This window comes from Massilimicrobiota sp. An134, assembly GCF_002160815.1.
GTDB classification, from domain to species: Bacteria; Bacillota_I; Bacilli_A; order Erysipelotrichales; family Coprobacillaceae; genus Allocoprobacillus; species Allocoprobacillus merdigallinarum.
This window is the reverse complement of the sequence record NZ_NFLH01000002.1, coordinates 1-17484: the sequence shown is the minus strand read 5'-3', so window position 1 is coordinate 17484 and position 17484 is coordinate 1. Positions and strand designations below refer to the sequence as shown.

Genomic DNA, 17484 nt, shown 5'->3' with positions numbered 1-17484 from the left:
TATAACAATTATAACATATCCAAACTTTTCATGGTTAAAATATCAGATTGATTGATCAATTCATTGTAAAGCATAAATTATATAGTTTTTGTTTATGTAAAAAGGTAATGTTCATCATAGATGCCCATTACCTTCTCTATTTATTTCATTTTTGCAAGTTCACTTGCTTTGCCAATATAAGAAGCTGGTGTCATATTCACTAAAGTTTCACGGTCTTCATCAGAAAGAATATCTAAACTTTCAGCAAATTTCAAAATATCTTCTTTAGAAATACTTTTTCCTCTTGTTAGAGCTTTTAAAGTATCATAAGCATCAGGCACACCATATTTTCTTAACATTGTTTGAATTGGTTCAGCTAAAACTTCCCATTTTTCATTAAGATCATATGCTAATTTTTCTTTATTCACTACACATTTAGCAAGTCCATTTAATGTTTCATTCATAGCCTGTAAAGAATATCCAAAAGCTAATCCTAAATTTCTTTGACTAGAAGAATCAGATAAATCTCTTTGCATACGAGATTTTGGTAACTTATTAGATAAAGCTACACAAATATGATTTGACATATCTGCATTGGCTTCACTGTTTTCAAAACGAATTGGATTGACTTTATGAGGCATTGTACTACTTCCTACTTCTCCTTGAACTGGAATCTGTTTAAAGTATTCCATAGAAATATAAAGCCACATATCAACATCTAAATCCATTAAAATATTATTGAAATGACGAATACCGTCTAAAATATGACAAGTATAATCATGACTTTCAATTTGTGTTGTTAATGGATTGAAAGTTAAACCTAAATATTCTTCAACAAATTTCTTAGCTTGTGCAGGCCAGTCAACATTTGGAAAAGCTGTTAAAATGGCACTATAATTTCCTGTTGCACCATTGAATTTTGCTTTAATCTGAATATTTTTAATATTTTCAATACTAGAAGCAAAACGATAAGCATAGACTTTAAATTCTTTACCAATTGTTGTTGGTGTCGCTGGTTGACCATGTGTATGTGCCAACATGGCATCATCACTATGTTCAATTGCCCATTTATTCATTGCATCTACAACTTCATTTGCTTTTTTTAACCAGACATCTTGTAAACCATGTTTAATCATACAAGCATAAGACGTATTATTGATATCTTCTGAAGTACAACCGATATGAACAAAGCTGATTAAATCATCGTAACCCATTTCTTTTAAAGTATTACCAATATAATATTCTACAGCTTTAACATCATGACGTGTTGAAGATTCAATCTCTTTAATTTTGGCAAAAGCTTCTTCATCAAAATGATTAGCTATATCTTCAATTTGTTTCATATTGGCTTGATCAAAATTCTTTAAGATATCACTTTCAATATTTTCAATCAAGAACTTTAACCACTGAATTTCTACATATACACGATATTTAACTAAAGCATATTCACTAAAATATTGGGCAAAAGCATCTTTGACATTACTATAACGTCCATCTAAAGGACAAAGTGTCATACTTTCAAAAATTTGTCTTTCCATTTATTTACCACCTTTAAAATAATTTACACCTGCTTCAAATAATTTCTGATCCATTTCACCATAAATATTCTTATTTCTATTTTCACCTTGACGTTCACTATGAGCCATTTTTCCTAATACACGTCCATTACTTGAAACAATACCTTCAATAGCCATCATTGATCCATTAGGATTATATGGTGAAACCATAGTTGGCTGATTGTTTTCATCTACATATTGACTAAAAACCTGCCCATTTTCAAATAATTGTTCAATGACTTCTTTTGGAGCAACAAAACGTCCTTCTCCATGAGAAATAGGAACAGTATGAATATCGCCTACATTCACACCTGTTAACCAAGGTGATTTTACAGAAGCAATTCTTGTATTCACCATCTGAGATAAGTGACGACCAATTGTATTGAATGTTAATGTTGGATCATTTTCATCCATATCTTTAATATGTCCATAAGGAAGTAATCCTAATTTCACTAATGCCTGGAATCCATTACAAATTCCAATCATCAATCCATCACGATTTTCTAATAAATCATCAATGGCAGCTTTTAGTTTTGGACTTCTTAAAACTGTCGCAATAAATTTACCAGATCCTTCTGGTTCATCACCAGCACTAAATCCACCAGGTAACATCATAATTTGTGATTGACGAATAGCCTTTTCTAATTCTTCAACAGAATCTTTCATTTCTTGAGCTGTTTTATTTCGCATCAAGACGAGTTGAACTGTTGCGCCAGCACGTTCAAAAGCACGTTTTGAATCATATTCACAGTTTGTTCCTGGGAATACTGGAATAACAACTTTGACTTCATCATATGTCTGTTTTGCTTTTAATTCACATCTTTGATGACAGTCTTTCACAATCATATCACTTGTTGGAGCTTTTTCTGTTGTTGGATAAACATCATTTAAAACAGATTCATAAACTTGATAAGCTTCATCTAATGATAAAGTTTCATCACGATATATCATAACAGATGAATCAACTGTATGTCCAATAATTCTTGTATGTGGCAATGTCACAACTGAATCATTTTCAACTTCTAAGATGATATGTCCATAATCTTTTTGAACAAAGCTTTCTAATGCCAATTCATCATTCAATTGTACACCAATTGCATTTCCAAATGCCATTTTATAAACAGCTTCAATCACACCACCATCTTTGACAGTATAAGCACTATAAACCTGTTTATTTTTCATCAATTCCATAATACCATCATATTGTGCTTTTAAAGCATCAAAGTCAAAAATATGGAATTCATCTTTTGGTAACATCACTTCTACCAAAGTATGATGAGCTGCTTTTAATTCTGGTGTCATCACATCTTGCACATCTCCACCAGTAATCGCAAAAGAGACAAGTGTTGGTGGCACATGTATATCTTCAAATGATCCTGACATAGAATCTTTTCCTCCAATAGATGGAAGTTTCATCTCAGATTGAACACGATATGCACCAAGTAATGCTGCAAATGGTTTTCCCCATTTTTCTGGAATATCAAGTAATTTTTCAAAGTATTCCTGGAAAGAGAAACGAATTGTATGATAATCTCCACCCATTGCGACAATTTTCGCAATAGATTCAACAATCGCATAAATAGAGCCATGATAAGGTGACCATTTTGAAATAACAGGATTATAACCATAACTCATGATTGAACATGTTGTTGTTTCTTTTTGTAATACCGGAATTAAAGCGACCATACCTTCAGTTTCAGTTCTTAAAGTCTTTCCACCAAATGGTGATAAAACAGTTCCATTACCGATAGATGAGTCAAATCTTTCCACCAATCCTTTTTGGCTACAAACAGATAAACGACTTAACACATCTTTTGAAGTTTTGACAAATGATGTCTGTTTCACTTCATCAAAAGGTGTCTGATCAAAATCAGGTAATTCAACATGAATATTCTGATAACGTGAAGCTCCATTCTTATCTAAGAAGCCACGATCAATATCAACAACAGTCTGTCCCATATAAGACATTGTTAAACGGTTTTTGTCAGTGACTGTTGCGACTTTGACAACTTCAAGATTTTCCTGATCACAGGCAGCTTTAATAAAAGCTTCATCACGAGGATCAATCACAATAGCCATACGTTCCTGAGATTCAGAAATCGCTAATTCTGTTCCTGTTAAACCTTCATATTTCTTTAAGACAGCATCTAAATTAATTTCCAGTCCATCTGCCAATTCACCTACGGCTACACAGACTCCACCTGCCCCAAAGTCATTACAACGTACAATACGTTTTGACACTTCAGGATTTCTAAATAATCTTTGAATTTTTCTTTCTTCTACTGGATTTCCTTTTTGAACTTCAGCTCCAGCTGTTGTTGTGGTTTTTAATTCATGTGATTTTGATGAACCTGTCGCTCCACCAATACCATCACGACCAGTACGTCCACCAATCAATAAGACAATATGTCCTTTTAATGGTTCTAAACGTTTCACCTGATCTTTTGGTGCAGCTGCCACAACGGCACCAAGTTCCATACGTTTTGCAAGGAATCCATCATCATAAATTTCATGGACAAAACCAGTTGTTAAACCAATCTGGTTTCCATAGCTTGAAAAGCCATGAGCTGCTTCCTGACAGATTTTACGTTGAGGAAGTTTTCCTTTCATTGTTTCGTCTAATGGCTGTCTTGGATCTCCAGCTCCTGTAATACGCATAGACTGGTATACATAAGCACGTCCTGAAAGAGGATCACGAATGGCACCACCTAAACATGTTGCTGCCCCACCAAATGGTTCAATTTCTGTTGGATGGTTATGTGTTTCATTTTTAAACATCAATAGCCATTCTTCATCACCTTCATTGGTATGAACAGTCAATTCTACAGAACAGGCATTAATTTCTTTAGAAACTTCTAAATCATCTAAATAGCCTGTTTTTCTTAATTCTTTCATAGAAATCGTTGCTAAATCCATTAAAGTTAATGGACGATCTGTATTCACACCATAAACCAAATGACGTGATGTTTTATAATTTTCAACATCTTTTTCTAAAATTTCTTTAAATGCACCATTTTCAATGTCTAAATCTGTAATGATTGTCGCAAATGTTGTATGACGACAATGATCAGACCAATATGTATCTAATACCTTTAATTCAGTTTCTGTTGGATTACGTTTTTCTTCATTTTTAAAGTAATCTTGAGTGACTTTTAAATCATCTTCATTCATGGCCATACCATTATCTTGTATAAAACGTTTTAATTCATCATCACTCATATCCATAAATCCATCAATAATTGGAACAGGGTTAATATGTACATCTTCATCATTCAAATGTTCTGGCTTATCTAATGAAGCTAAACGCTGATCTACTGGATTAATCAAATAATTTTGAATATCTTTGACATCATCATCAGATACCTGTCCTTCTAAAACAATCAATTTGGCACATTTGACCTTAACATTTTTTTCACCTGTTAAAACCTGAAAACATTGCTCACAGGCATCAGCTCTCTGGTCATATTGTCCAGGTAAAAATTCAATCGCAAAAGCTTTTTGATGTTCATTTAAAGGATAATCTTCCTGATAAATTTCATCAACCATAGGTTCACTTAAAATTGTTGGAATCCCTTGTTTAAGAACATCTTCACTGACACCTTGAAGATCATAACGATTCACAACATGAACATCTGTCACTGTTTCTATTTTTAATTGTGTCTGAATATTATTTAATAACTCATTCGCTTCAATAGCATATGCACTTTTCTTTTCAACATATACACGATAGACTTTACTCATCTTTTCACCTCAATTTAATCCAATATCTTTACGATAATATTTACCATCAAACTCAATAGTCTTGGCAGCCTGATAAACTTTATCACGTGTTTCCTCTAATGTTTGACCATAGGCACAAATATTTAAGACACGTCCTCCATTTGTTACAAGCTCACCATTTTGATTGATAGCAGTTCCAGCATGGAAAATCACGATATCTTCATCAACCTGATCAATACCCGTAATAACCTTGCCTTTTTCATAGCTTCCTGGATAACCCTGACTTGCTAAAACAAGACAGGCCACATGTTCGTCTTTCCATTGAATATCAATATCTTTTAATGTTTTTGTACTTACAGCATACATAATATCAAATAAATCTGTATCTAATCTTAAAAGAATAGATTGTGTTTCAGGATCTCCAAAGCGAACATTGAATTCAAGAACTTTTGGTTGATTATTTTCGATCATCAAACCAATAAAAACAACACCTCTATAATCCATATGATCAGCTTTTAAACCAGCCATAAATGGTTCTAGAACATCTTTTTTCAAAATCTCTTCCATTCCCTCTGGTAAGAAAGGATTTGGAGAAACAGTTCCCATACCACCTGTATTTGGTCCTTTATTTTCATCATAGATTTGTTTATGATCCTTAGCACTTACCATGGGAACAATTGTTTCACCATCAGTAAAACAAAGAAGTGAACATTCAAATCCAGTTAAGAATTCTTCTAAAACAACTGTTTTTCCAGCTCCGTCTAAAGCTCCTTCTACCATCATTTCCTGTAAAGCCAGCTTTGCTTGTGATTCATTTTCACAAATCACAACACCCTTACCAGCTGCCAATCCATCTGCTTTGACAACAACAGGATAATCAAATGAAGTTAAAGCTTCAATAGCCTCTTCATAAGAGTGAACTTCCTGATAGGCGGCAGTAGGAATATGATGTCTTTTCATAAAATCCTTAGAAAAAGCTTTACTTCCTTCCAAAGTTGCAGCCTGTTTCGTTGGGCCAAAAACTTTATGTCCATGACTTTCCAATAAATCAGCTAATCCCATGCATAAAGGCACTTCAGGTCCAATCACTGTAAAATCAATCGCATGTTCTTCAACAAATTTTAAAATACTATCTAAATCTTCTACATGACCAGGATGACAAGTTCCAATTTCAGCCATACCTGGATTTCCTGGTATAGCATGAATTTCATCAACTTTCTGGCTTTTATTTAAAGCATAAGCAATCGCATGTTCACGACCACCACTACCAATAACTAATACTTTCATGGTTTCCTCCTCTTATGATTTTGGATATACAACTTTAAATTTTTCACACACAACTAACATGTCCTTATGAAACTGCTGACCCATATTTTCCATTTCCTGTGTAAAAAAATCTGCATGTATTTTTCGCCAATAATCAAGCGTACGATCTCCCTCTCCCTCTAAATAAGCATGCTCATCATTCACTTGATCAAAAGGAATGATGGTAACTTCTGTCGTTTGAATGATACATACAGCATGATCTTGTTTATCTAAGATTATGCTGTAACTTCCAACCTGTGGTAGAGGTTCATCGTATTGGACATATATGGGATAAGCTGAAGATGTTGCTGTTTTGATTTTCAGCAATGTCAGTAAAGCAAGCCCATTGGCATGACTACCATACTGCCATGCATCGTAACTATCTCCAGCCTCTTTGTCCAAAAACTTGTCCCACATCTGTTTAGCATTCATTATTTATATCTTAATGTCTAAAATGTCTATATCCACTAAAGACCATTGGAATATTCTTTTCATTACACAAATCAATAGAATCCTGATCTCTGATACTTCCACCTGGTTGAATAATAGCGCCAACTCCTGCCTTGGCAGCAACTTCAACACAGTCATTAAATGGGAAGAAAGCATCACTAGCTAAAACTGAACCTTCGAAATTCTTATCAGGATTGTTTCTAATAGCATTTTCCAAAGCCCAAACACGTGAAGTCTGTCCTCCACCAATAGCCAAAGTCACACCATTTTTCACAATACAGATTGCATTTGATTTAACATATTTGACAACTTTCATACCAAATTCCATATCTGTTAGCTGTTCTGGTGTAGGCTTTGCTTCAGTGACAACTTTCATTTCATCAATCATCTTTGTATTTAACTCTTGGACAAGCACTTTACCTTCAAGATATTTAATATCATATTTGGCATCTCTAGCATCTAAATTCTTTAATTTTAAGATACGTAAGTTTTTCTTTTTCTTTAAGATTTCCAAAGCATCCGCGTCAAAATCAGGTGCTGCAACGATTTCTAAGAAAATCTTATGCATCTGTTCAGCTGTCTGTTTATCAATTTTATAGTTCACGGCTACAATTCCACCAAAGATAGATTGTGGATCTGCTTCATAAGCTTTCATATAAGAATCATAACCAGTTTCACCAATCGCAACCCCACAAGGTGTTGAATGTTTAATAGCCGCTGTAACAATCTGATCACCAAATTCTCTCACTAAAGCCACAGCTCCATATAAATCGTTGACATTATTGAAAGAAATTTCTTTTCCATGTAATTGTTCATAATCTAATAATGATTTTTGAACATAGCTGTCTTCATATTTATTAGCTGCCTGTTGAGAGTTTTCTCCATAACGTAAATGTTCCACTTTCTTTAATGAAATGTTTAAAGTATCAGGGAATTCATCATGACATACATCTGCAAAATAACGTGAAATCATGGCGTCATAAGCCCCTGTTGTACTAAAAGCTTTATAAGCAAGACGTAATCTGAAATCATAATCAGTCTGATTGTTTTCAATAGCTTCTAAGACTTTTGCATAATCACTTGGATCAGTGACAATCAAAACATCTTTGAAGTTTTTAGCAGCACTTCTAATCATAGAAGGTCCACCAATATCAATATTTTCAATCATATCTTCCATTGGTTTTCCAGCTCTTAAAGCTTTTTCAAATTCATATAAATTCACACAAACCAAATCAATAGGTTGAATATGATGTTCTTGAACTGTTTTCACGTGTTCTGGATTATCTCTTTTAAATAAAAGTCCACCATGAACTTTAGGATGTAAAGTTTTCACTCTCCCATCCAACATTTCAGGAAAACCAGTGACATCATCAATCGCAATACAGTGAACACCATTGTCTTCTAAAACTTTCATTGTTCCACCAGTAGAAACAATTTCAAATCCGAGTTTCACTAAACCTGATGCAAAATCAACAACACCATCTTTATTTGTTACAGAAATCAAAGCTCTTTTCACTTAAATCACCTTTGCCCTTCCATTTTCTACTTTTATTCTTCCATCACAATATAACCCGACAACTTCAGGTAAGATGCGATGTTCAATCTCCAAAACTCTAGCCTGTATATCTTCTGGTTTATCTAAATCCGAAATATCACAGGCAACCTGCTTAATGATAGGACCACCATCTATTTCACTGCTGACAAAATGAACAGTCGCCCCACTGACTTTCACGCCTCTATTCAAAACAGCTTCGTGGACATGCATTCCGTACATACCTGCCCCACAAAATGAAGGAATCAATGAAGGATGAATATTGATAATCTGATTTGGATAGGCATCAATCAGTTCATCTGTTAAAATGGCTAAATAACCAGCTAAAACAACCAAATCAATGTTTCTTTCCTTTAACATTGATACAATCAATGTATCATTCTTTTTGACAACTGCTGTTTCAATCCCTGCTTTTTGAGCACGCTGTAAACCATAAGCTTTTTGACGATTAGAAATCACAAGTTCAATCGTTCCATTGATTTTTCCAGCCTGACAGGCATCAATAATTGATTGCAAATCTGTGCCACCACCAGATATCATCACAGCAATCTTTAACATAACTGAACTCCTTTTTGACCTTCTTCAATATGTCCAACAACATAACAATGATCACCTGCTGCTTCAATAGCTTTCATAGCTGTGTCAACATCTGCAGGATCTAAAGCAATCACCATTCCTAGCCCCATATTAAACGTATTATACATCATCTGTTCTTCGATTTGTCCATTCTTTTGAATCAGATTGAAAATAGGTGGGATAGGATAACTATCTTTACGAATGAGGGCTAATGCATGATCTGGTAACATTCTTGGAACATTTTCATAAAATCCTCCACCTGTAATATGTGAGCATCCTTTGACTTGAACGCCAGCTTTTTTGATATTTTTTAAAGCTTTGACATAAATTCTTGTTGGTGTTAATAATGTTTCACCCAATGTTCCATTTAATTCATCATAATATGTTTCTAATGATTCTTTTGTGATATCAAAAACTTTTCTCACAAGTGAAAAACCATTACTATGCACACCACTAGATGCGATACCAACCAAAACATCACCAGCTTTGATATTTGAACCATCAATAATATCTTTTTTATCAACAACACCTACTGCAAAACCAGCCAAATCATAATCATCTTCAGGCATTAATCCTGGATGTTCTGCTGTTTCACCACCAACTAATGCACACTCAGATTGAAGACAACCTTGAGCCACCCCTTTAACAATGGTTGCAATTTTTTCAGGATAGTTCTTTCCACAGGCAATATAATCCAAGAAAAACAATGGCTCTCCACCACTACATGCAATATCATTGACACACATCGCAACAGCATCAATACCTATTGTATCATGTTTATCCATCACAAAAGCTAATTTCACCTTTGTTCCACAACCATCAGTTCCTGATAATAAAACAGGTTCTTCCATATTTTTAATGGCACTTAAATCAAATGCTCCAGCAAAACCACCAAGTCCACCAATCACTTCAGGACGCATCGTTGCTTTGACATGTTCTTTCATTAATTCTACTGATTTGTATCCAGCTTCAATATCTACACCAGCTTTTTTATAATCCATACTTTTTCTCCTTATTTATTTTCCATTCTTGCTAAAACGGCTTTATAAGTTTCAATTAAATCACCAATATCTTGTCTAAAGACATCTTTATCATATTTTTGATTTGTATCAACATCCCATAAACGACAAGAATCAGGTGAAATTTCATCTGCCAATAAGATTTGACCATCTTCAGTTTTACCAAATTCAATTTTAAAATCTACTAATTTTAAATTTAATTTTAAGAAGAATGCTTTTAATAATTCATTAATCTTTAATGTTGTTTCACGGATATATTTTAATTCATCACGCGTTGCCAGTCCCAATGCTACAGCATGATCATCATTGATTAATGGATCACCATAGTCATCATTTTTATAACTTAATTCGAATATTGGTTCATCTAAGACAATACCTTCTTTTGCTCCTAATCTTTTACAGAATGATCCTGTTGTAATATTTCTAATAATGACTTCTAATGGGAAGATTTCTACTTTTTTAACACGAATATCTCTTTCATTGATTTTTTCAATCATATGTGTCTTGATTCCTGCTTCTTCTAACATATCAAAGATAATACAAGAAATCGTATTATTTAAGACACCTTTTCCTTCAAACTGATCATGTTTCACACCATTACCAGCTGTTGCATCATCTTTATAATGAATGATGTATTCATTTGGATTTTCTGTTTCATAAACTTGTTTTGCTTTTCCTTCATATAATAATTTTGCCATTGTTTTGTTCTCCTTTTTTATTGATATTTTTCCATAACTTCCTGATTTGCTTTCATTGCCTGTTTTTCATTATCCTGACGGAAGGCGATGAGTTTTGTTTTTAATTCTTCATGATGTACAGCCATCATCTGTAATGCTAAATAAGCTGCATTTTTACTTCCATTGATAGCGACTGTTGCAACTGGGATACCAGAAGGCATTTGGACAATTGACAACAAAGCGTCCATACCATCTAATGTTGCGCCACTTAGTGGAACACCAATAACAGGTAATACTGTTTGCGATGCGACAACACCTGGTAAGGCAGCGGCCATACCTGCTGCTGTAATTACAACCTCTGTCCCATTTTGATTGATTTCCTTCATAAACTCACTAAGTCCTAGATGAGCACGATGAGCTGATAAACATCTCACCTGAACTTCAACACCATAATCTTTTAAAATTTGAATAGCTGGTTCAACTTTAGGTAAATCACTTGTTGAACCCATAATCACTGCTACTTTCATTTCTCCATCTCCTTCTATTTAAAATAATCCAACAATCTTGCCATCTTCATCAATATCCATATTCACGGCAGCTGGTTGTTTTGGTAATCCAGGCATACGCATAATATCGCCACTAATAGCGACTAAAAATCCTGCACCTGTATTTGGAATCAAATCATTGATTTCAACCACAAATCCATGAGGACGACCAAGCAATGTTGGATCATCAGATAATGAATATTGTGTTTTTGCGACACAGATTGGTAATTGACCTAATCCCTGTGCTTCATATTTTTTCATTTTATTCATGACCTTCTTAGTGAAAGTCACATCATCCCCACCATAGATTTCTTTTGCAATGACTTTGATTTTGTCAGCAATTGGTAAATTCAAATCATATAATGGCTCAAAATGAGCTTCTTTTGTATCTAAGACTTCTAATAATTTTTCAGCCAATTCAATGCCACCATCTGCTCCTTTTGCCCACACTTCACTAATGGCAACATCGACACCTTTTTGTTTACAGATTTCCTTTAATAATTCAAGTTCAGCCTTTGTATCAGTTGGAAAAGCATTAATAGCAACAACACTAGGCAAATGGTATTTATGAATATTTTCAATATGTTTTTCTAAGTTTTCAATTCCTTTTCTAAGGGCATCTAAGTTTTCTACTGCTAAATCTGTTTTCTTTACGCCACCATGCATTTTAAGCGCACGGACAGTTGCGACAATAACAACTGCATCTGGTTTTAATCCAGCCTGACGGCATTTGATATCTAAGAATTTTTCAGCACCTAAATCAGCTCCAAAACCAGCTTCAGTAATAGCATAATCACCTAATTTCATAGCTAAATTTGTTGCCATAACAGAGTTACATCCATGTGCAATATTCGCAAATGGACCCCCATGAACAAAGACTGGCGTATGATCAAGTGTTTGGACTAAATTGGGCTTAATAGCATCTTTCAATAATAATGTGACAGCTCCTGTGGCCTGAATATCATCCACCGTCACAGGTTCACCAACATGATTATAAGCCACAATCATACGTCCTGCACGTTGTTTTAAATCTTCCAATGATGTTGCTAAACACAAAATAGCCATGACTTCACTCGCTACTGAAATATCAAATCCATCTTCTCTAGGAACACCATTGACTTTACCACCAAGTCCCACAACAATATGTCTTAATGCACGATCATTAAGATCCACACATCTTTTCCAGACAATCTGTCTTGTATCAATATCCAATGGGTTTCCCTGTTGAATAGAATTGTCTAACATCGCAGCAATTAAATTATTGGCAGTCGTAATAGCATGAATATCACCAGTAAAATGCAGATTGATATCTTCCATTGGAACAACTTGAGCATAACCACCACCAGCTGCACCACCTTTCACGCCAAAACATGGACCTAAACTTGGTTCACGCATAGCCACAACAGATTTTTTCCCTAATTTATTCAATGCTTGAGATAATCCAATCATTGTTGTTGTCTTTCCTTCACCTGCAGGTGTTGGATTAATGGCAGTCACTAAGATTAACTTTCCATTTTCTTTTTCCTTAAGTTGAGAAATCGCTTCTAATGAAATCTTAGCTTTATACTTACCATAAAGCTCCAAATCATCTTCATCAAGTCCAACTTTTTCAGCAATCTCCTTGATGGGTTTCATTTTTGCACTTTGTGCAATCTCTACATCTGTTAACATCATTAAACACCCTTTCTTTTTTTATTTTTAGGACCTCTTGACACTTTCTTTATATCACAAATTCATGGTTTTGACTATTGATATCGCTATCAATTTATGAAAAACCAAAAAAAGAGTCTAAACGTCCAGACTGTTGCCCAGACGGTCGACTCTTTCCCATTATACTCCATGTGGTCTATTCCACTTCCGTCAGTTGTATAACTAATTGAATAATATCATTTCTTACCTTTTTTTTCAATATTTATTCATATTTTTTACTGACTAGAAAGAAAAGATTGAATCGCATCATTAATTAATTCTTTATTCATAATAGAAGTTGGAATACAATCCCCATTTTTCATTTCTAATTCACCATTTCGAATCATTAAAATATAATGCATATTTACAAAATAACGGGGATGCATCTGAAAAAAAGAATACTTCAATAACTTCGTTTTTGTTTTGGTTAAATCACCAAAATGTCCATAAAAACGCTGATGTGCAGTCACCACCTGTGTTTGAAAACGTCCATTTTCAATATAAACGATTTCCCCTGGTAAAAAACGTCGTGTTCCTCCATTATCAAGATAGAAGATTTCCTCGTGATGTAATTTTTGGTAATGACTCCATATTCTTTGAAATTCACCATTAAACAGTTCTGGTAATTCCTGTTTTAAAAACATCTGATATCCATATGCCCGAAAACTTTCATGCATATGCGCATAATCATCACCAATATAGATAATCAAACATTCAGGATTCGCATCATGTAAATACTCACCCATTAAAAAACCATTGTCACCATGAATACGATCTCCAATAAAAGCCACATCGTAGCTTTCTCTTTGACGTAAAAATGCTATATTGACAAATTGATCATAGCTATCAATAGATATATCTTCTTCCATATGTGTCTGATATAATAATTCACTTAATTTTTCTATACAATCTTCATCATCCATACAAATAAATACTTTCATGTCCTTCACTCCTTATCCCTTTTTTTATTTTACCTATTCATTTTTAAATAAAAAATGCCACTTTCACTCCTGTTTGTGCATTTTTAGCACACTTTCGACTTATTTTTGCATAAGTCTGTTAAGGTATAAAGGAAACATATAAGAAAGGAGGACAATAATTTTATGGAAAGACATCGTTCCTTATGGAAAGCGTTTCTTTCAAAAGAAAAACTATTTCTAGTGACTGTCACTTTTATATTCATTATCATAAGCACTATTTATAGTTTTCAACAATCTATTTTTTCCAGTCCTGGTTATCAGGAAGCTTATCCTAATGCTGGACTTGAATTTTTTTACAGTTTATATCGTATAGGTACAAACCCATTTTTATTTATTTTACTGATGCTGTTGCTGCCAAATATCATGGCATATGATTTTTTAAATATGCATCAAACTCGCAGTGCTTACATAATTGAAACACGATTAACAAGAAGACATTATTATCTGGAAGTCAGCATCAAAAATTTACTTTTGACCTTTGGAGTAATCACCCTGATCCAAGTAGGCCTACTTATTTTCTGTCATGTTTTTTTAATTCCTATACATTTTCAAAGCATGACTTATCCTGATGGATACTATATCACGACTCAGCTTCTATGCCCTATTGAAGTGATCAATCTGATTCTTTTTATAACCCTCACTTCTTTAGGCTATGCTTTAATGTCCAGTGTTATTTTGGCATTACAGACTTTTATCACCAACAAATATGTCTATCGTTGTTGTGGTGTGATCATTGGTATTTTGCTGGTATTAATTCCCGCCTTGATTCAAGGGTATTTACCTATTCCAGAAGCAGCTTTTCTTATTCAAATCAACAATTTAGTTGCATTAGGATTAGAACATGTTCGTGAAAATCCATTTGGTCTTTCACATCTTGCATTGTATGCGATTTGTTTTTTCATATATGCCATAGTTTCTTATCTTTGTTTTCAGATCTTATTGAAAAGGAGAGAAACAAATGATTAAAAAATGGTTCAAACTTCTCGATGTGAAAGTCATGATCATATTGATTATGATGTTGTTTGCATCACCCATCCTTTGTGGAAAAAACACTTATACAATTTGTCTCATTTATTCGAATTATCTTTGTGTTTATATGAATAATGTCTTTTTATTAATGAACTATCAGTTTACAGCACAATGCAATCGCTTGCTATCTCCTATTATCACAAGAATTGGTGAACAGAAAACATATACTTCCGTTTATTATTTCTTAATGATGGTCAGTTTTATTTATACAATGATTATTTATATAAGCTATGCTTTCTTTTTTGGTGGCATCTTACCAGAAGATATGTTTGTGACGATTTTATTTATGATTCTTAATCTTATTGTCACTTTTATTGAAACAACATTCATATATCTACAAATTGGTCAAAAAAAGAATTTTATTTATTTAGCTTTACCTATCTTTATGAACTTTTTATTTCATATTGTTTATACAAAACTATTTTAAGGAGGATTTATGTTAGATATTCAAGATTTAAGTATAAGTTTTCATAAACAACCCGTATTACAACATCTTTCATTTCATCTTGATGGTCATGAATGTATCTATATTCATGGTATCAATGGTTCAGGAAAATCAACACTTTTTAAGCTGATCTGCGATATTATCAAACCTACTTCAGGGACAATCACCAAAAAGAATGATTTACAGATTGGAGCTTTAATTGAAAATCCAGGTTTTCTAGAAAACGAAACTCTCGCTTATAATCTTCAATTCCTGGCTTCTTTAAAAAATCAATATGATAGCAGCTATATTGAATCATTGTGTCAACAATTTCAATTAGATTTACATAGCTCCATGAAGTTAAAAAACTTTTCTGTTGGTATGCGTCAAAAAGCAGGTATCATTCAAGCCATTATGGAAAATCAGGAACTTATTTTATTAGATGAACCCACACGTGGTTTAGATCAGACATCTATTCATACATTCTGTCAGCTCATCAATCAATTACATGACAAAGGACATACCATTGTGATTGCTGCTCATGATTACTTACCAGATATCCATTATACACATATCTATCGTTTAGAAGAGGGACAATTATTCTTAGATGAAATGGATTAAAATAACTGTTATTTATGGCTTGCTTGTTTATTTTTTGAAATATCTTTATCAGGATATAACACCTTATATTCTTCTTCACTATCCCTTCTTCGATTTTCGATATCTTATTTTTGTTATCACCCAAATATTCTGGAGTTATATTTTCTATCAAATCGTTTATCAGTATCTCTATCTTGATACATTGATAAGCTTACGTCTTTCTAAACGAAAGAAACATGAGATTTTTTTGAAACAATGGTTCAAATATATAAGCTTTTATACATTGATTCACATTTTCTTTTTTATTTTCTTTTCTTTACCTTTATCTTTTGGACTAATCGCTCTACAATTGATCCTATGGAGTCTTGTTTTTATTTTTTTACTTGTATTCTATAAGATTTGGAGTTATCATTATGTATCAATGATATTGATTATGATTGGTATACATCTATTTATTTAAAGGAGGTTAATGATGGAACAATTAAATCAGGCAAATCATTATATTTATCAGGCTTTAGAAAAGCTTCTTGATATTTCTAAATATGATTCTATCAATGAAGAACAACGTAAAGAAATTTATGATGTGATTGATGACATTGAAGAAGCCCGTCATGCATTATATGAATTAAAAAATGAAATGCGCACACATACAGCCTAAAATAGATGTTTGATAACATCTATTTTTCAGGCTGTTGACAAAGTAAAAAGTCAACAGCTTTTAGTTTTCAAATAGAAAAATATATGGTATTATATCTATTGTCGTGGATGACTTCGTTCCAAATATGCAAATTTTGAGGCTCCACGACTTTTTATTTTACCACTATATCATGAAAATATGGTATAATGTAAATGCATATTTGGAGGTAAAATATTATGGCAATGACATGTTTAAACAATCGAAAAAATGACAGCTTGATTTTGAGTACTATAGATGAATTAGTACCATTGGATCACAAGGTAAGAGAGCTTGAAGAAGCTATTGACTGGAATTTCATATATCCTCTCGTTAGACCTTTATATAGTTCTTTTGGCAGACCAAGTATTGATCCGGTGGTACTTTTTAAAATGCTTTTTATCAACTTTGCATTTGGTATTCATTCCATGAGAAGAACATGTGAAGAAACAAAGGTGAACCTTGCCTACAGATGGTTTTTAGGGTTGTCCATTGATGATGAGGTTCCAAACTATTCAACCTGGTCACAGAACTATATCAGAAGATATGGAGATTCAGAAATTTTTGATGAGATTTTCAACAGGATCATCAAAGAAGCCATAGCATATGATTTTGTGGATCTTGATACAGTATTTGGAGATGGAACACATCGAAAAGCCAACGCCAATAGTAGAAAACACGAAAACAAGGTCGTGGAGATCGTCAAGAAA

Annotated in this window: 16 protein-coding genes and 1 riboswitch; of the genes, 5 read left to right on the top strand and 11 right to left on the bottom strand. The window is 33.4% G+C overall.

Annotated features, from left to right (window positions below; genetic code table 11):
• Positions 1-140: 140 nt before the first annotated feature.
• The 11 genes from purB to B5E79_RS01205 form a co-directional block, all read right to left on the bottom strand.
• Positions 141-1517, bottom strand: coding sequence for an adenylosuccinate lyase (purB, locus tag B5E79_RS01255; protein WP_087244431.1), 1377 nt, complete (start codon positions 1515-1517; stop codon positions 141-143).
• A complete protein-coding gene (locus tag B5E79_RS01250; RefSeq protein ID WP_087296675.1) occupies positions 1518-5276 on the bottom strand; it encodes a phosphoribosylformylglycinamidine synthase in 3759 nt (1252 codons plus the stop codon).
• A 9-nt stretch (positions 5277-5285) separates the two neighbouring features.
• Complete coding sequence (gene purD / locus B5E79_RS01245) at positions 5286-6542, bottom strand: phosphoribosylamine--glycine ligase (RefSeq protein WP_087244429.1); 1257 nt, start codon at positions 6540-6542, stop codon at positions 5286-5288.
• A 12-nt stretch (positions 6543-6554) separates the two neighbouring features.
• Positions 6555-6992: an ASCH domain-containing protein gene (locus B5E79_RS01240; RefSeq protein ID WP_087296674.1), complete on the bottom strand. Its 438-nt coding sequence runs from the start codon at positions 6990-6992 to the stop codon at positions 6555-6557.
• A gap of 10 nt (positions 6993-7002) precedes the next feature.
• Positions 7003-8526 carry a bifunctional phosphoribosylaminoimidazolecarboxamide formyltransferase/IMP cyclohydrolase gene (gene purH / locus B5E79_RS01235; protein WP_087296673.1) on the bottom strand — a complete coding sequence of 508 codons (1524 nt, stop codon included), beginning with the start codon at positions 8524-8526 and terminating at the stop codon, positions 7003-7005.
• A complete protein-coding gene (gene purN, locus B5E79_RS01230) occupies positions 8527-9120 on the bottom strand; it encodes a phosphoribosylglycinamide formyltransferase (RefSeq protein WP_087244426.1) in 594 nt (197 codons plus the stop codon).
• Positions 9114-10139 (bottom strand): phosphoribosylformylglycinamidine cyclo-ligase, encoded by a 1026-nt coding sequence (gene purM / locus B5E79_RS01225; RefSeq protein WP_087244425.1) that lies wholly within the window; start codon positions 10137-10139, stop codon positions 9114-9116. The genes purN and purM overlap by 7 nt, the downstream gene beginning before the upstream one ends.
• Before the next feature lie 11 nt (positions 10140-10150).
• Positions 10151-10876 (bottom strand): phosphoribosylaminoimidazolesuccinocarboxamide synthase, encoded by a 726-nt coding sequence (gene purC / locus B5E79_RS01220; RefSeq protein ID WP_224759479.1) that lies wholly within the window; start codon positions 10874-10876, stop codon positions 10151-10153.
• Positions 10873-11361 (bottom strand): 5-(carboxyamino)imidazole ribonucleotide mutase, encoded by a 489-nt coding sequence (purE, locus tag B5E79_RS01215; protein ID WP_087244423.1) that lies wholly within the window; start codon positions 11359-11361, stop codon positions 10873-10875. The genes purC and purE overlap by 4 nt, the downstream gene beginning before the upstream one ends.
• Positions 11362-11379: 18 nt before the next feature.
• Positions 11380-13050: a formate--tetrahydrofolate ligase gene (locus tag B5E79_RS01210; RefSeq protein WP_087296672.1), complete on the bottom strand. Its 1671-nt coding sequence runs from the start codon at positions 13048-13050 to the stop codon at positions 11380-11382.
• A gap of 128 nt (positions 13051-13178) precedes the next feature.
• Positions 13179-13257: riboswitch (ZMP/ZTP riboswitch) on the bottom strand.
• 47 nt (positions 13258-13304) lie between these two features.
• Positions 13305-14009, bottom strand: coding sequence for a LytTR family transcriptional regulator DNA-binding domain-containing protein (locus B5E79_RS01205; RefSeq protein ID WP_087244421.1), 705 nt, complete (start codon positions 14007-14009; stop codon positions 13305-13307).
• A gap of 162 nt (positions 14010-14171) precedes the next feature.
• On the opposite strand from B5E79_RS01205, the gene B5E79_RS01200 reads away from it, so the two are divergent.
• From B5E79_RS01200 to B5E79_RS01180, 5 genes are all read left to right on the top strand, one after another.
• Positions 14172-15014 carry a hypothetical protein gene (locus B5E79_RS01200; RefSeq protein ID WP_087296671.1) on the top strand — a complete coding sequence of 281 codons (843 nt, stop codon included), beginning with the start codon at positions 14172-14174 and terminating at the stop codon, positions 15012-15014.
• Complete coding sequence (locus tag B5E79_RS01195; protein ID WP_087244419.1) at positions 15007-15504, top strand: hypothetical protein; 498 nt, start codon at positions 15007-15009, stop codon at positions 15502-15504. The genes B5E79_RS01200 and B5E79_RS01195 overlap by 8 nt, the downstream gene beginning before the upstream one ends.
• Positions 15505-15513: 9 nt before the next feature.
• A complete protein-coding gene (locus tag B5E79_RS01190; protein WP_087244418.1) occupies positions 15514-16122 on the top strand; it encodes an ATP-binding cassette domain-containing protein in 609 nt (202 codons plus the stop codon).
• Positions 16123-16573: 451 nt separating this feature from the next.
• The gene (locus B5E79_RS01185; RefSeq protein WP_087244417.1) at positions 16574-16759 is read left to right on the top strand and encodes a hypothetical protein; all 186 of its coding nucleotides are present in this window, start codon (positions 16574-16576) and stop codon (positions 16757-16759) included.
• Positions 16760-16974: 215 nt separating this feature from the next.
• Positions 16975-17484: transposase (locus tag B5E79_RS01180; protein WP_143746756.1), on the top strand; the 510-nt coding region annotated here is incomplete at its 3' end.

Excerpts from the sequence above, each read along its gene's own strand:
- purB (WP_087244431.1), bottom strand. The coding sequence starts at position 1,517 with ATGGAAAGACAAATTTTTGAAAGTATGACACTTTGTCCTTTAGATGGA.
- B5E79_RS01250 (WP_087296675.1), bottom strand. The coding sequence starts at position 5,276 with ATGAGTAAAGTCTATCGTGTATATGTTGAAAAGAAAAGTGCATATGCT.
- purD (WP_087244429.1), bottom strand. The coding sequence starts at position 6,542 with ATGAAAGTATTAGTTATTGGTAGTGGTGGTCGTGAACATGCGATTGCT.
- B5E79_RS01240 (WP_087296674.1), bottom strand. The coding sequence starts at position 6,992 with ATGAATGCTAAACAGATGTGGGACAAGTTTTTGGACAAAGAGGCTGGA.
- purN (WP_087244426.1), bottom strand. The coding sequence starts at position 9,120 with ATGTTAAAGATTGCTGTGATGATATCTGGTGGTGGCACAGATTTGCAA.
- purM (WP_087244425.1), bottom strand. The coding sequence starts at position 10,139 with ATGGATTATAAAAAAGCTGGTGTAGATATTGAAGCTGGATACAAATCA.
- purE (WP_087244423.1), bottom strand. The coding sequence starts at position 11,361 with ATGAAAGTAGCAGTGATTATGGGTTCAACAAGTGATTTACCTAAAGTT.
- B5E79_RS01210 (WP_087296672.1), bottom strand. The coding sequence starts at position 13,050 with ATGTTAACAGATGTAGAGATTGCACAAAGTGCAAAAATGAAACCCATC.
- B5E79_RS01205 (WP_087244421.1), bottom strand. The coding sequence starts at position 14,009 with ATGAAAGTATTTATTTGTATGGATGATGAAGATTGTATAGAAAAATTA.
- B5E79_RS01200 (WP_087296671.1), top strand. The coding sequence starts at position 14,172 with ATGGAAAGACATCGTTCCTTATGGAAAGCGTTTCTTTCAAAAGAAAAA.
- B5E79_RS01195 (WP_087244419.1), top strand. The coding sequence starts at position 15,007 with ATGATTAAAAAATGGTTCAAACTTCTCGATGTGAAAGTCATGATCATA.
- B5E79_RS01190 (WP_087244418.1), top strand. The coding sequence starts at position 15,514 with ATGTTAGATATTCAAGATTTAAGTATAAGTTTTCATAAACAACCCGTA.
- B5E79_RS01185 (WP_087244417.1), top strand. The coding sequence starts at position 16,574 with ATGGAACAATTAAATCAGGCAAATCATTATATTTATCAGGCTTTAGAA.